The 14094-nt window shown below is 41.3% G+C and carries 16 protein-coding genes; 4 read left to right on the forward strand and 12 right to left on the reverse strand.

Translation table 11 applies throughout. The features are described from left to right. Positions 1-5 precede the first annotated feature (5 nt). On the forward strand, positions 6-794 hold the full coding sequence (gene cdaA, locus QZ407_RS01985; RefSeq protein WP_157540548.1) for a diadenylate cyclase CdaA: 789 nt from the start codon (positions 6-8) through the stop codon (positions 792-794). Positions 795-821: 27 nt separating this feature from the next. Here the strand turns inward: cdaA and QZ407_RS01990 are convergent, their stop codons facing one another. The 6 genes from QZ407_RS01990 to QZ407_RS02015 all read right to left on the reverse strand — a co-directional run bounded on the left by QZ407_RS01990 (position 822) and on the right by QZ407_RS02015 (position 6283). Further along, positions 822-1196, reverse strand: a complete 375-nt coding sequence (locus QZ407_RS01990; RefSeq protein ID WP_295767385.1) for a hypothetical protein — start codon at positions 1194-1196, stop codon at positions 822-824. Positions 1197-1335: 139 nt separating this feature from the next. Continuing rightward, a complete protein-coding gene (locus tag QZ407_RS01995) occupies positions 1336-1884 on the reverse strand; it encodes a hypothetical protein (RefSeq protein WP_295767386.1) in 549 nt (182 codons plus the stop codon). Between the two features lie 27 nt (positions 1885-1911). Further along, positions 1912-2463 carry a hypothetical protein gene (locus QZ407_RS02000; protein ID WP_295767387.1) on the reverse strand — a complete coding sequence of 184 codons (552 nt, stop codon included), beginning with the start codon at positions 2461-2463 and terminating at the stop codon, positions 1912-1914. Positions 2464-2591: 128 nt separating this feature from the next. Beyond that, positions 2592-3386, reverse strand: a complete 795-nt coding sequence (locus QZ407_RS02005) for a succinate dehydrogenase/fumarate reductase iron-sulfur subunit (RefSeq protein ID WP_157540552.1) — start codon at positions 3384-3386, stop codon at positions 2592-2594. An 89-nt stretch (positions 3387-3475) separates the two neighbouring features. Next, positions 3476-5410 carry a fumarate reductase/succinate dehydrogenase flavoprotein subunit gene (locus QZ407_RS02010; RefSeq protein WP_295767388.1) on the reverse strand — a complete coding sequence of 645 codons (1935 nt, stop codon included), beginning with the start codon at positions 5408-5410 and terminating at the stop codon, positions 3476-3478. A 90-nt stretch (positions 5411-5500) separates the two neighbouring features. After that, entirely contained in the window at positions 5501-6283 is a 783-nt protein-coding gene (locus tag QZ407_RS02015) for a succinate dehydrogenase cytochrome b subunit (protein ID WP_295767389.1), read from the reverse strand. 166 nt (positions 6284-6449) lie between these two features. Between QZ407_RS02015 and QZ407_RS02020 the strand changes: the two genes are divergently transcribed. Beyond that, positions 6450-7514 (forward strand): thioredoxin-like domain-containing protein, encoded by a 1065-nt coding sequence (locus tag QZ407_RS02020; protein WP_295767390.1) that lies wholly within the window; start codon positions 6450-6452, stop codon positions 7512-7514. On the opposite strand, the gene pdeM is transcribed toward QZ407_RS02020, so the two are convergent. After that, complete coding sequence (gene pdeM, locus QZ407_RS02025) at positions 7511-8170, reverse strand: ligase-associated DNA damage response endonuclease PdeM (protein ID WP_295767391.1); 660 nt, start codon at positions 8168-8170, stop codon at positions 7511-7513. The two genes, QZ407_RS02020 and pdeM, sit on opposite strands and share 4 nt — an antisense overlap. Positions 8171-8367: 197 nt before the next feature. Between pdeM and QZ407_RS02030 the strand changes: the two genes are divergently transcribed. After that, a complete protein-coding gene (locus tag QZ407_RS02030; RefSeq protein WP_295767392.1) occupies positions 8368-8907 on the forward strand; it encodes a DUF922 domain-containing protein in 540 nt (179 codons plus the stop codon). A 9-nt stretch (positions 8908-8916) separates the two neighbouring features. On the opposite strand, the gene rsmI is transcribed toward QZ407_RS02030, so the two are convergent. Next, positions 8917-9600 carry a 16S rRNA (cytidine(1402)-2'-O)-methyltransferase gene (gene rsmI / locus QZ407_RS02035; RefSeq protein WP_295767393.1) on the reverse strand — a complete coding sequence of 228 codons (684 nt, stop codon included), beginning with the start codon at positions 9598-9600 and terminating at the stop codon, positions 8917-8919. A gap of 148 nt (positions 9601-9748) precedes the next feature. Here rsmI and serS point away from each other — a divergent pair, with 148 nt between their 5' ends. Next, positions 9749-11020 (forward strand): serine--tRNA ligase, encoded by a 1272-nt coding sequence (gene serS, locus QZ407_RS02040; RefSeq protein WP_295767394.1) that lies wholly within the window; start codon positions 9749-9751, stop codon positions 11018-11020. A gap of 29 nt (positions 11021-11049) precedes the next feature. Here serS and QZ407_RS02045 read toward each other — a convergent pair whose 3' ends face one another. From QZ407_RS02045 to QZ407_RS02060, 4 genes are all read right to left on the reverse strand, one after another. Then, complete coding sequence (locus QZ407_RS02045; protein WP_295767395.1) at positions 11050-11382, reverse strand: protein tyrosine phosphatase; 333 nt, start codon at positions 11380-11382, stop codon at positions 11050-11052. Positions 11383-11754: 372 nt separating this feature from the next. Beyond that, the gene (locus QZ407_RS02050) at positions 11755-12054 is read right to left on the reverse strand and encodes a hypothetical protein (RefSeq protein ID WP_295767396.1); all 300 of its coding nucleotides are present in this window, start codon (positions 12052-12054) and stop codon (positions 11755-11757) included. 18 nt (positions 12055-12072) lie between these two features. Further along, entirely contained in the window at positions 12073-13371 is a 1299-nt protein-coding gene (locus QZ407_RS02055; RefSeq protein WP_295767397.1) for an amidohydrolase, read from the reverse strand. Between the two features lie 216 nt (positions 13372-13587). Beyond that, positions 13588-14073, reverse strand: a complete 486-nt coding sequence (locus tag QZ407_RS02060) for a hypothetical protein (protein WP_295767398.1) — start codon at positions 14071-14073, stop codon at positions 13588-13590. Between the last annotated feature and the right edge of the window lie 21 nt (positions 14074-14094).

Consider the following 14094-nt stretch of genomic DNA (forward strand, 5'->3'; position numbering starts at 1 on the left):
TATACATGCAATCAGTATTAAAACTGTTTGATTTTAATCTTTTCAGTGCCTTAGATGTGTTGCTGGTAGCCTTCCTGCTTTACCAGCTTTATAATCTTATAAGAGGTACTATAGCTGCCAATATATTTATCGGTTTAGCCCTTATATGCCTGCTTTATTTTGTAGTTAAGGCTTTGGACATGAAATTGCTTACCACCATACTGGGCAATTTCATGAACGTGGGAATTATTGCTGTAATTGTGGTGTTTCAGCAAGAAATACGGCGGTTTTTGGTGTTGGTTGGGCGCAATGCATCCCTGCAAAGAAACCGTGCCTGGTGGAGATACTTTTTAGGTAAAAACGAAGCCGAAAAGGATAACTATAAACGTATAAAACCAATTATAGATGCTTGTAAAAGTATGAAGCAAACCCACACCGGTGCGTTAATTGTTTTTGTGAAAGATTATGACGAGCAGATCTATCAAACCAGTTGTGAGGTTGTTGATGCCAAAATTTCAAAGCGCCTGATTGAGGCTATCTTCCAAAAAAATGGTCCCTTGCATGATGGTGCCGTTATCATATCGGGAAATAAAATTAAATCTGCCAGCTGCATATTACCGTTAACCGATAACAGTGATCTACCCGCTCAATTTGGATTGCGTCACCGGGCAGGTATAGGTGTAACTGAAGCTAATGATGCAACGGCCCTTATTGTATCCGAGGAAACAGGGGAGATATCTTACGCCAAGCATGGGCGGGTAAAGATGAACATTAGCTTTGCCGAATTGGAAAAGCTTTTAAACAAGGATTTTTAATTAATACCTTATACTGTTGTAAGTGCTCTATTTTTGACTTTCAGTTGAAACCTGCTCAATCTTCGCCCGCTTAATCAACATAGTATACTTTGTACTTCTATCTCCTGTTTGGGCTACGGGCATACGGTATTGTTTTACATTTCGTTTCCCTGCGATAGGCATGGTGCTGTAGCAAATATCTGGTGAGGATATCTGAGATGCTGCTAAAGAATCATTATGCAGTTTCTTACGCCATACCTCATCGGCGGTTTTTAGGCCGTTTACCAAGGCTTTTGTACTAAACTCAATATTCAATGTAGGGTTGCTTTGATCGGACCTTTTAGCAATAGTATCGGCGGTTTGTGCTTGAGTATAGGTAGAGGCTGTGGCAACAATTGCAACACATAAAAACAACTTTTTCATGGCGTTAAAGTTAGGATAAAGCAATATAGGTCATGAGAATGTGTATTCCTAACCATTTAACATTTTTAACGATTGCCTAAAGCAAAACGGCTGCCTGTTTTTACCCAGGCAGCCGTTTTGTGTTAACAAAAAGCTGATATTATAAATCGCTTGCAGCTTGGTTCGCATCGCTTTTTACTCGGCGTTTTATAAACTTATCTATTATTACATCAGAATATATCATAGCTGATAAAGATTCTCTCTCATAAGTTAAATATACGTCTGCAAATGAACCTCTCCACAAGTAGCTATCCTTTGTTTCGTCGCTTTGATTATAATCGCTTCCGTATGCTGTAGTAAGCACTTCTTTTACCTTGTTGCCATCTTCCTGTTCAAAAATTAAGTAAATAGCTGCGATCTTATCAAGATAGCTTTGTATCTGTATACGCTTAAGTTGAACGTTATTGCCAAAATTTAAAGCCTCAGGATTGTTATATGAATACATATAACGCCCCTGATCATCTGCCTTTTCAGATTGTTTAATAAGATATTTGCTGTTTAACGTACTTATCTCACTCCCTAATTTAATTGATTTATAGCTTCTCTTGTAATCAAGATATTTTATACTACCTATAGGAGGAGTTGCCGCACTTTGTGCTTTTAGCAACAACGGGCAAATAAACATGAATATTAAAATCCAGTTTTTCATGACGTGATAAGGTGTTTAACGAATTAATTATTTGCTTGCTATAAGTTCAAAAGCTTTTCTGACTTTTTCGCCCATTTTAGGTTTTACATCGTAATCCTGATCTCCGTTGGTAGTGCTAATACGAACAAATTCAATTGGACTAGTTTGAAGCTTTTGCAAGTCTTCTTTAGTGATTGCATATGGAGTTAACGTTTTGGTGCCTTCTCCTACGCTACCATAAGTTTTTGTATTCGATCCCATCATTTCAGTAAGATTATTTTTTGCTGCAGTCAAATTGATGAGACTTTTATCGCTAAGCTTTAAAATTGTTTTATCTCCCGAAAGGATAGAATAAAGTTTGTTGTCGGTTTTTGGCTTGGTAATGCAAATCCATACAAAGCAAACAGATTGATCTTTTACTGGTTGGATAGTAACTAACTCGTTAGCTCCAACTAACGTAAGTTTTGCATATAAAGCCTCTTCTGAAGTCTTCCAAGTTGTATCACCTGAAATTTTATCAACTTCCGGTTTAAGTAATTTTTGAGCAGATGCTGTGTATGCCGTTAGGGCAATAGCAATTGTGAGTAAGGTTTTTTTCATGTTGTGTTTTAATTGCACTAATATACAAACTTTTATGCTGTGCTAATATACTTAGTAATATTATTTTTTAAATAAAAAAAGGCCTGAAGAAAAACCTCCAAGCCTTTTAATTATGCGTGTTAACTTAATTATCCGCCATGATTAACTTCACCAATTTCTTCTTCGCGGAATAATTTGGCGCTGAAGAAATCAAAGTTCATGCGGGCAATGTTGGTAAGCGTAATCTCTTTAGGGCATTCGGCCTCACAAGCACCGGTATTGGTACAGCTACCAAAACCTTCAGCGTCCATTTGTGACACCATGCTTTGAACCCTGCGATAACGTTCAGGCTGTCCTTGAGGAAGCATACCCAGCTGTGAAATTTTTGCGGAGGTAAATAACATAGCCGAACCGTTTTTACAGGCTGCAACACAAGCGCCGCAACCAATACAGGTAGCTGAGTTAAAGGCCTCGTCGGCAATAACCTTCGGAATTGGAATTTCGTTGGCATCGGGCACACCACCAGTGTTGACTGATATGTAACCGCCGGCCTGCTGTATACGGTCAAATGCTGAGCGGTCAACCGCTAAGTCTTTAATAACCGGAAAAGCAGCTGCGCGCCAAGGTTCAATGGTAATGGTTTCGCCGTCTTTAAAGCTACGCATATGCAACTGGCAGGTTGTAATTGCGCGTTTTGGACCATGCGGACGACCATTGATGTACAGTGAACACATACCGCAAATACCCTCACGGCAGTCGTGGTCAAAGTTTATGGGCTCTTGCTTGGCATGAATAAGGCTCTCATTCACAACATCCAGCATCTCCAGGAAAGACATATCAGGAGATATGTTTTCCGCCTTATAAGTCTCAAACTTTCCGGCAGTTTGAGAATTTTTCTGACGCCAAACTTTCAGCGTTAGATTCATATTTCCGTTTGCACTCATGTTTCTATTCAGATTAGAGTCAAGAATCAAGAGTACAGAGTCAAGAGAAGAAAAGTCTTTATTCCTGATTCTGTAATCTGTACTCTCTCTTATTTATAACTTCTTTGTGTTAACTTAACGTTTTCGTATACCAAATCTTCTTTATGAAGAACTTCGGGCTGGTTTTCACCTGTGTACTGCCATGCAGCAACGTAAGCAAATTCATCGTCATGACGAAGTGCTTCACCTTCTTCGGTTTGTGATTCAACCCTGAAGTGGCCACCACATGACTCACGACGAGCCAAGGCATCTTCAACCATTAGGGCACCTAGTTCAATAAAGTCGGCTACACGGCCTGCACGCTCAAGTGAAGCATTGATTTCTTCATTCTCACCAACAACAATGGCGTTCACCCAAAAATCATCTTTCAATGCTTGTATTAAGCCACGTGCTTTAATTAAACCTTCTTCGCTACGTGCCATGCCGCAGTACTCCCACATAATGTGTCCAAGCTCGCGGTGGTATTCAATAACGGTTTTGTTGCCTTTAAGTGATAACAACTTGGCAATGCGCTCCTCAACATCCTTTTTGGTTTGCGCAAATGCCGGGTGCGTGGCATCAATAGCTTTTGGTCCGATGGTTGCCAGGTAATCACCTAAAGTGTATGGTATTACAAAGTAACCGTCAGCAAGTCCCTGCATTAGTGCTGATGCACCAAGGCGGTTAGCACCGTGGTCCGAGAAGTTAGCCTCACCTAAGCAGTATAAACCAGGTATATTGGTGCTCAGGTTGTAATCAACCCAAAGGCCACCCATGGTATAGTGTACTGCAGGATATATACGCATTGGTTGTTTGTACGGATTCTCATCAGTAATTTGTAAGTACATGTCAAACAAGTTACCGTATTTAGCACGTACAGTATCTTCGCCTAAACGTTTAATTGCGTCGGCAAAGTCAAGATATACAGCTAAGCCCGATGAACCAACACCTTTGCCTTCATCAGCCATTTCTTTAGCGTTACGAGAGGCTACGTCACGTGGTACAAGGTTACCAAATGATGGATATTTACGCTCGAGGAAGTAGTCGCGGTCTTCTTCTTTAATTTGGTCAATTTTAATTTCTCCCTTACGCAGGCGTTGTGCAGTTTCGGCAGTTTTAGGTGCCCAAACGCGTCCGTCGTTACGTAACGATTCAGACATCAGCGTAAGCTTGCTCTGGTGATCACCTGACACTGGTATACAGGTAGGGTGAATTTGAGTATAGCAAGGGTTTGCAAAGTAAGCACCGCGTTTGTGCGCGCGCCATGCCGCAGTTACGTTTGAACCAATTGCGTTAGTTGAAAGGTAGAATACGTTACTGTAACCGCCAGTACAAAGTAGTACTGCATGTGCCGAGTGCGTTTCAATGGCACCGGTTTTAAGGTTACGTGTAACAATACCTTTAGCTTGTCCGTCGGCCACAACCACGTCAAGCATTTCGGTACGGGTATACATTTTTACTTTACCTTCATGTATTTGACGGTTAAGGGCAGAGTAGGCACCCAAAAGTAATTGCTGTCCGGTTTGACCGCGGGCGTAAAACGTACGTGATACCTGTGCACCACCAAATGAGCGGTTGTCTAACAAGCCACCATATTCGCGGGCAAAAGGCACACCTTGCGCAACGCACTGGTCTATAATATTCACTGATACCTCAGCTAAACGGTAAACGTTAGCTTCGCGGGCACGGTAGTCACCACCTTTAATGGTATCGTAAAATAAGCGGTAAATGCTATCACCATCATTCCGATAGTTTTTAGCGGCGTTTATACCACCTTGTGCAGCAATTGAGTGTGCACGGCGTGGGCTATCCTGAAAACAAAATGCGGTTACATTGTAACCCAACTCGGCTAATGATGCCGCTGCTGATGCACCTGCTAAACCAGTACCAACTACAATAACGTTGTATTTACGTTTATTGGCAGGGTTTACAAGCTTTAAATTGAATTTATGTTTGCTCCACTTTTCGGCCAACGGGCCTTGTGGAATTTTAGAATCTAAACTCATCTTTTCCTATTTTTTAGCGAGTGGTGAGTTGTTGAATAGCTTTAGTGTGTATAAAATTACTTAGCCAATCAACTACTTAACCAATCAACCTTACTTTAAACTCTGTATAAAATAAACAATTGGCATGGCTGCAAAACCAAGTGGTATAATTACTGCAAACAACCATGTGCCTATAAATTGAATTATTGGCAGGTATTTACGGTGTACCCAACCCAATGTACGGAAGGCACTTTGAAAACCGTGCAGCAAGTGGTATGATAAAGCAATCATAGCTATAACGTAAATAATTACGTATACAGGCATGCTAAAGCTTTCTGCAACCTTGGTATGCAAGTCTTTTACTTTAATAATTTCAACGTCGCCATCAAAAGTTTGTGAATGCTCAAAGTCATCTTTTTGAGGAGTGAAATCATTTACTGTGCGCTCGCCTGTTGATAGGTTGGTGCGGTACTCTTTAAAGCCAACTGAATGTGTGTACTTGTATTTGTACCAGAAGTCGCCCATGTGAATAACAATGAACAAGAACAGAATGCTACCCAGCAAGCCCATGTTTTTTGATGACCATGATGCCGGAGCCTTAGGCGTAACTGCATAACCTACAGGGCGGGCCTGGCGATTTTTAACAGTAAGTAGTAAGGCGTAAATTGCGTGTATAATAATGGTAGCATATAGTAACCATGCAATTACTTCAATAGGCGGAAAATGCGTAAGGAAGTTAGCATACATGTTAAAGCTGTAACCATTATCGTTACTAAATAATAAAAGATTGCCGCCCAAATGGACAATCAAGAAAAGACTCAGAAACAAGCCTGTCAAAGCCATGATCAGCTTTTTCCCCAGTGAAGAGTTAAAGGTCTGTTTTAATTCACTCATTATGTCAGAATTTTAATCAAGCAAAAATATTTAATATAACCCAAATCATACAGATTGATTTACGTTATTGTCAGGTTATTGTCTATTTAGAAACATTCTAAAAATTAAAATGCTGCTTTACTATCAAAATTTTAAAATCATATATTAGCACCCACAGCATTTACTCATGAAAAAATACCTATACCTTTTTGCCATTGCCATTTTAACCTGCAGCTGTACTAAATTACCCCATATTACTGTTAACGGCCGTGTTGAAGGGTTAAAAGATGGCGTTATTAATATTGTTGATATAAGTGGTAATAGTATTGCCGGCCAAAATATTACGGATGGCACGGTTAAAATTGATACAGCATTTGAAAATCCGGGTTATGGTGTAATCGTTATCAATAAAAATGGTGACAAACCACAGGAGGCGGACGTGTACCTTGAAGCCGGCGAGTATACTATAAACGCTGATGCCGGGCATTTGGAGCGTTATCCTGCAATAAAATCTTCATCTGCTTTGCAAAACGAACTTACCGCATTTTATACCACTCAGGATGAGGTTTTTTTAAAAACGCAGGGTAAAGTAGCCAGCCAGGTAAAGCAAGGCGATGCCGATATTGATGGTTTAAAGTTAAAGGCCTTTAAGCAGTTTATTGACAAAAACCCCAATAGCAATGCTGCAGCACATTTAATGCTTAAAATGAACTATGAGCGAGATGTGGAAGGATATTACTCAATATTTCAAAAACTTAATGCCGGAGTTAAGGCAACAGAAGAGGGTTTGTTTTTACAAAAAAAGCTATCAGGCATGATGAAGCTGCTGCCGGGTAAAGATGCACCTTTGGTTGCAGGTACTACTCCAAATGGAAAAAAGTTTGACAAAAGTGCGCTCGATAAAAAGGTATACGTGCTCGATTTTTGGAAAGCAGGTAACAAGGTAAGCCGCCTTAACCATCAGGATATGTTAAGTGGCATGGTTAAATCCTTAAATCCGGTGAAAGTTGGTTTTGTAAGCATTTCATTAGATAATAAAAAGGATTGGTGGACCAAAGCCATAGCCGACGACAAGTTGAACTGGACCCAGTATTCTGATTTAAAAGGTGATGAATCAGACAATGCTGAGGCTTGGGCAATTATCCGTATACCCACTTACTACATTTTAAACGGCAAATGGCAGGTTATTGAACGTGACGTTACTTATGACCGCATTGAATTTGTGGTTAATGATTATTTAGCACATCATTAAACCGCAATTACCTTTTCTTTCAGTACACCAAATACCTTATCGCCATTACGGTGCCTTAAGGCTACCTTCCCTGTAAATTTACCAAATGAAGGTAGTATGGCCTGCTTTTGACCAAAACTAAAGCAGGGTAGTGTAACAGATTGTCCGCCCCGGCCCGATAGTTTAACCCCGGGATGAATATGGCCGCAAAATACGTAATGTGTACCGTCGGCAATGCAGTTCTCATCTTTTGGATGATGTTGCATTAAAAAAGGCCCCTCGGTAAGCTGATGGTGAGTTGAAACGTTTAAATCATGATAATGCCTTTCTTTTATAATATCATGATTACCAATAACCAGCTGCATAATAATATGCTGATGATCTTGACGCCATTTTGCAAAATCGTGCCAATCGGCATTCATTTCACTATGAAAAAGGTCTCCTAAGAACCAGATTTTTTGAGGCTCATGCTGCTTTATTAACCTGGTAAGGCAATCAAGATCATCAAGACCCACCTGGCGGGGTACCGCTATACCGGCTTTGCGAAAATGACCGGCCTTGCCTAAATGCACATCGGCTACAATCAGTGTTTTTTGTTGCAGCCAGTAAATTGCACGCTCGGGCAGCAGCAGCAAATCCTGGTCAAGTAAATTAAAGTTCAATCCTTCACTCATCATTTCGGCGGCAAATATAAAATATTTGCTAATAATGTTAGTGTTTGGGCGACGCTTAATATTATAATGAATGCTTTTTACGCTTACTTAAAGCGTTGTTACGTACAACACAATATGCTTAAGAGCTTGTTTGTGTTAAACCAAACGCTTTAATAAATGTCAGTATTGTAAATTTAAATTTATTGATGATGCAGCGATGTGTGAAAGTGGTTTTGATGTTAATTATGTTGTGCGGCCCATATGCAATTAAAGCCCAGAGTTACCGCCAGCTAACCCCCGAAGATTTTACAGGCCAGGTACCGGCCGGAAGTGGTTTTTATGTGGCGCATACCAGTTGCAATGTAAGTATGCGCTATAATGTGCAAAGCTACCGCAGTAATTATCGCTTAACTTTTTTCATTCCCTTAAATTTTAATCCTGAAAGGTCATGGATAAATCGTAAAATGATAACTAATGATGATATGATGAAAGAAGTAATTCATCATGAGCAAGGACATTATGTTATTGCATTTTTAATGCAGCAGGAACTTATACGCGAGCTTAACGCTTTTCATTACACAGGCGATTATCAGCGCCAGGCTAACAACATTTTCAATCGTATTGATGACAAGTATCGTCGTATGAATGCTGATTATGACCGCGAAACCATGCACATGCAAGACCGCAAGCAACAAGCCGCCTGGACCAATTTCTTGAACAGGCAGCTTAATGAATCAAACAGCCTGGTTATGGGGCGGTAAATTATAACCTTATTCTTTTCCTGCTACGCAAATAACAAATTCGCCTTTAACCGGGTGGTTTTCATAATAAGTTTTGACCTCGGCAACCGTACCACGTACTGTTTCCTCAAATACTTTAGTAAGCTCGCGCGATACAGATATCATACGATCTTCTCCCCAGTAAGTAGCCATTTCATCCAATGTTTTTAGCAGGCGATGCGGAGATTCGTATAAGATGATTGTACGTTCTTCTTCGGCCAAAAACTTGTAGCGTGTTTGTCGTCCTTTTTTAAGTGGCAAAAAGCCCTCGAAACAAAACTTATCAGTAGGGAAACCTGAGTTTACCAGCGCAGGTACAAATGCTGTAGCTCCGGGGAGGCACTCTACAGGTAAGTTAAATTTCAATGCCTCACGCACCAGGTAAAAACCAGGATCGGATATGGCAGGCGTGCCTGCATCTGATATTAGAGCAATGTTTTTTCCTTCAAGCAAAAACTTAACAATCTCATTGCTCGACTGATGCTCATTGTGCTGATGGTGGGCAAATACACGTTTTTCAATGCCAAAGTGCTTGAGCATAGGGGCCGACGTACGGGTATCTTCGGCCAGTATCAAATCGGCCTCTTTTAGTACGCGCACAGCGCGGTAGGTCATATCTTCGAGGTTACCAATGGGCGTGGGTACTAAATAGAGTTTACCGGTCGTGTTATTCATAGTTCATAGTTAACGGTTCATGGTAGTTGCAAAATGTGGGTGATACATGCTCCCGGATATACTCTTTCCATGAACTATGAACCATCAACCATGAACTACTAACAATGAACCACAAAATCATATCTTTGCCGTTCAGAAATTAAAAATAATGCTGCAAGTTAGTTATATCCGCGATAACAAGGAACAGGTTTTGGCTCGTTTGGCTGTTAAAAACTTTAAACAACCCGAGCTGGTTGATGAAATTTTGGCGCTTGACGATAATCGTAAGCAAACCCAAAACCGTTTAGACAGTACATCGGCCGAGGCCAATGCTGCTGCCAAACGTATTGGTGAGCTGATGCGCACCGGGCAAAAAGAAGAAGCCGAAAAGGTAAAATCGCAAACCGGAACCTGGAAAGAGGATATTAAACGTTTTGGTGAAGAACTAACCAGTATTGAGCAGGAATTGCATCAAAAGCTTGTGCAGCTGCCTAACCTGCCGCACAGCAGCGTACCCGTTGGTATAACGCCCGAAGAAAATGAAGTAGTGCTGGAACATGGCGAAAAACCAACGCTGCCCGAAAATGCCTTACCCCATTGGGAACTTGCTGCAAAATACAATTTAATTGATTTTGAATTAGGTGTTAAAATTACAGGTGCAGGTTTCCCTGTTTATAAAGGTAAAGGTGCCAAGCTGCAACGTGCATTAATCAGTTTTTTTTTAGATGAGGCTGAAAAGGCAGGTTACAGCGAAGTTATGCTGCCTTTGCTGGTTAATGAAGCATCAGGCTTTGGTACCGGTCAGTTACCAGACAAGGAAGGACAAATGTACTTCGTTGGTCAGGATAACCTGTACCTGATACCTACCGCTGAGGTGCCGGTTACTAACCTGTACCGCGATGTAATTTTAAAAGCCGACGAACTACCCGTGAAAAATACCGGCTATACACCTTGTTTTCGTCGGGAAGCGGGTTCATATGGTGCACACGTACGTGGTTTGAACCGCCTACACCAGTTTGATAAGGTAGAGATAGTTCAGGTTGTTCACCCTGATACGTCATACAGTGTACTTGAGGAAATGAGCAGCCACGTACAAGGCTTGTTGCAAAAGCTTGGCCTGCCATACCGGGTTTTACGTTTATGCGGCGGCGACATGAGCTTTACAGCCTCGTTAACTTATGATATGGAAACCTGGAGTGCTGCACAACAACGTTGGTTAGAGGTGTCATCAGTATCAAACTTTGAAACTTACCAGGCCAACCGCCTTAAGCTGCGTTTCCGTAATGCAGAGGGTAAAACGCAACTGGCGCACACTTTAAATGGTAGTGCATTAGCCTTACCGCGTATTGTGGCTACACTATTAGAAAATAACCAAACTGAAAACGGTATAAAAATCCCTGAAGCGTTGGTGCCTTATACCCGTTTTGAATACATTGATTAAATTTCAGAAGTCGGATCCTCCATTAGGATTTAATCCGCATCTTCAAGATAAGGCTTTAGCGCGTTACTTAAATAAGCAACTAATTCGGGGTCGTTGTACTGGTAATTGTCTTCAATATCCAGTACAACGACCTCTTTTTCAATTATAACTTCGGCAAAGCGTTGTTGCAATAATTGCTTGTGTTTGCGTCCCATTACAAAAACTACATCGGCCCAAGCCAATAGTTTAGCGCTAACCTTTATACGTGCCTTCTCACTCGTACCAGCCGAACGTGCCTCATAAACCTGGTGATTTTTAAACAAATGCTCGGCTGTGGGGCTGCGCCATTGATTTTTACTGCAGATAAAGAGAAGGTTGGGCAAGGTTGGTTAAGTGATTACTGTTCTCGCCATATGCGGAAAGCTGTGATGATTAGTATAAACATAATGCCCACGATAAATATGATGCGTCCGTGCTGTCTGTCGCGTTCTAGGTAATGGAAACGTACTCCCCATTTGGTAGTATATTTTTATGGCTCATTAAGTGCCAACCAATAAATGCACTTATTATACCGCCAAGCGGCGCTAAAAGGTAACCTGCAATTATCCAGTTAGTTTGAGAGGGAGCAGGCATCCTTAGTTCTGCTAAATGTTGCTGTTTCAGTGTTTCTATGGTCTCAGCATCAGCAGGAGCCCCCCTTTCTTTTAAAAGTCGTCTGGCTAAAATAACGTCAGTAAAACTCCATTCATCAGGTTTTATAAGGATATCCTCAATTCCTCGTCTGTAAATTTGTGCAAATAATGATCTTCCTCTATTTGATCTAGAGTTGCTTCCTCGTCAGCCATAACGAGTTGGTTCACAAGTTCAAAATCAACGGGCGCTATTTTTACTACATATTCAGTGGAGGTTTCGCTAGCAGCGCCGAATGAGGGATCGAAGCTTAGTTTATTTTCTTCGGATTGATAAGTAACGCTATTGGCAATTAATAAGGCTATAAGATTTTGGGCAAGCGCTGGGTCATCGAATTTTCTGTATTGAATAAATGTATTTTGCATAATAGTTTAGGTGTAGGCTTACTTCCCAGCCATATAGTCCAATGTTAAATTACATAACGCTTTTACACCCAACGTCAATCCGCTTTCATCTACGTAAAAATCTGGCGTGTGGTGCGCTGCTGTTTTAAGCGGATCCTGTACTTTGGGCATGCCTCCCAAAAAGATGAACAGGCCAGGTATCTTTTCCTGGAAAAAGCTAAAATCTTCGGCGCCGGTTACAGCGGGGCGTAAAAGTACGTTGGCGGCGCCGGCGGTAGCTTGCAAAGTAGGGAGCATTTTTTCAGTAAGCTTGGGATCGTTATAAGTTACAGGGTAGCGTACACTCAGTGGTATTTTTACTTCGGCGGTGGCTCCGGCTGCTTCGGCAGTTTTAGTGGCAATAGTTTTTACGCGTTCAATAAGCGTTTTTTCGTCTCCGGTACTTAACGCCCTTAAAGTGCCCAGCATGGTTACCTGCTCGGGAATAATGTTGGAGCGGTTGCCGCCTTGGATAGAGCCGATAGTAACCACAGCGGCATTTTCGGTTACATTAATGTTACGGCTTACAATAGTTTGCAGGCTGTTTATAATTTGTGCCGATACCACAATAGGGTCAACGCTACTCCATGGGTAAGCGCCATGAGCCTGCCTGCCTTTAACAACAATCTGCATATCGTTAACGGCTGCCATGGTCCCGCCTGGACGATAAGTGATTTTTCCCACTTCGGTTTGTGCATTGATATGTAAACCAAAAATGGCATCAACCTTAGGGCTTTCAAGTACGCCCTCCTTAATCATTAGCTCGGCGCCGCCTTCCTCACCAAATGGAGCACCTTCTTCTGCCGGTTGAAAGATGAACTTTACTGTACCATGAAGCTCTTTTTTCATGCCCGACAGTATTTCGGCCACGCCCATTAATATGGCTACATGTGTATCATGACCGCAAGCGTGCATAACGCCAACTTCGGCATTGTTATAAGTGGATTTGATTTTTGATGCAAATGGTACTGGCGTGCGCTCAATAATTGGTAAGCCGTCCATATCGGCCCGTAAGGCAACTACAGGCCCGGGTTTGCCGCCTTTAAGCAGGCCAACAACGCCGGTTTTGGCTACGCCTGTTTTAACTTCAATACCCAACGCTTTTAAATGGTTGGCAATAATACCTGCAGTACGGGTTTCATGATTACCAAGCTCAGGGTTTGCGTGAAAATCACGGCGCCAGGCAATTACTTTATCCTTGAGTTGTTCGGCCTGTTGCGCAGCTTTTGTTTTAAGCGTGGTTTGCCCAAAGCATACGGTTGTGTAGAGTAAGGTTGCTATAAAGTAAAGCTTTTTCATGCCCGTTAATTTAGGCTTAATATACTAAAATGAACTTAATGTAAGCATTTTAATAGCAAAGGGCTGCACCGTGGTACCGGGCAGCCCTTGCATTAAAAAACAAACACTAAACAAAAAACTACAGGATATAAACATTGCGTTTAAGCGGCTTTTACCTTTCCTGCATGCTGCAAGGCATGTTCATTTTAAGTATGGCTAAATACTTAATATTCTAACTTACTTTATATAAAACTGCTGCTCGGAGTTGTTAAGGGCCGTAACAAGCAGGTTTAACTTAGTCTTATAGTGTGCGTTAATTACATTAATACCGCTGCGGTTTATCAATAAGGTCGGTTCAATACTGTGTTTAAAAAGCAGTTTATAATCATATCCGCTTAGTAGTACAGCGGCGCTTATTTTATTTTCGGTTATGAAAGCTTTAAATGAGGCAAGTGTACTGCCGTAAAAAAACTCAATTTTAATACTTGCTAAACCGGGAATCTCCTTTACTAATAATTTACAGGCGTCATAAAATTCAGGCGGTACAAACTTTCTCTCAGCCGATCGTTTGGCAAGCATTTTAAGCTCGCTTACGTTATCGGTAACCTTCATCATGTGAACCAAAACAATGGTTATTTTTTGTAGAGCAAGGCGGTCTGCTATTCCGGGTATGTACTTTAGCGTACGTAAATCAAAATCAGTTGGAATAAGCAGTTTTTGCATAATGCCTTAATTAAAAGCACA

The organism is uncultured Mucilaginibacter sp., assembly GCF_913773635.1.
Lineage (GTDB): Bacteria > Bacteroidota > Bacteroidia > Sphingobacteriales > Sphingobacteriaceae > Mucilaginibacter.

Coding starts and splice junctions, on each gene's coding strand:
- QZ407_RS02055 (WP_295767397.1), bottom strand. CDS start 13,371: ATGAAAAAGCTTTACTTTATAGCAACCTTACTCTACACAACCGTATGC.
- QZ407_RS01990 (WP_295767385.1), bottom strand. CDS start 1,196: ATGAAAAAGTTGTTTTTATGTGTTGCAATTGTTGCCACAGCCTCTACC.
- QZ407_RS02060 (WP_295767398.1), bottom strand. CDS start 14,073: ATGCAAAAACTGCTTATTCCAACTGATTTTGATTTACGTACGCTAAAG.
- QZ407_RS02020 (WP_295767390.1), top strand. CDS start 6,450: ATGAAAAAATACCTATACCTTTTTGCCATTGCCATTTTAACCTGCAGC.
- QZ407_RS02010 (WP_295767388.1), bottom strand. CDS start 5,410: ATGAGTTTAGATTCTAAAATTCCACAAGGCCCGTTGGCCGAAAAGTGG.
- serS (WP_295767394.1), top strand. CDS start 9,749: ATGCTGCAAGTTAGTTATATCCGCGATAACAAGGAACAGGTTTTGGCT.
- QZ407_RS02005 (WP_157540552.1), bottom strand. CDS start 3,386: ATGAGTGCAAACGGAAATATGAATCTAACGCTGAAAGTTTGGCGTCAG.
- cdaA (WP_157540548.1), top strand. CDS start 6: ATGCAATCAGTATTAAAACTGTTTGATTTTAATCTTTTCAGTGCCTTA.
- rsmI (WP_295767393.1), bottom strand. CDS start 9,600: ATGAATAACACGACCGGTAAACTCTATTTAGTACCCACGCCCATTGGT.
- QZ407_RS02015 (WP_295767389.1), bottom strand. CDS start 6,283: ATGAGTGAATTAAAACAGACCTTTAACTCTTCACTGGGGAAAAAGCTG.
- pdeM (WP_295767391.1), bottom strand. CDS start 8,170: ATGATGAGTGAAGGATTGAACTTTAATTTACTTGACCAGGATTTGCTG.
- QZ407_RS02000 (WP_295767387.1), bottom strand. CDS start 2,463: ATGAAAAAAACCTTACTCACAATTGCTATTGCCCTAACGGCATACACA.
- QZ407_RS02050 (WP_295767396.1), bottom strand. CDS start 12,054: ATGCAAAATACATTTATTCAATACAGAAAATTCGATGACCCAGCGCTT.
- QZ407_RS01995 (WP_295767386.1), bottom strand. CDS start 1,884: ATGAAAAACTGGATTTTAATATTCATGTTTATTTGCCCGTTGTTGCTA.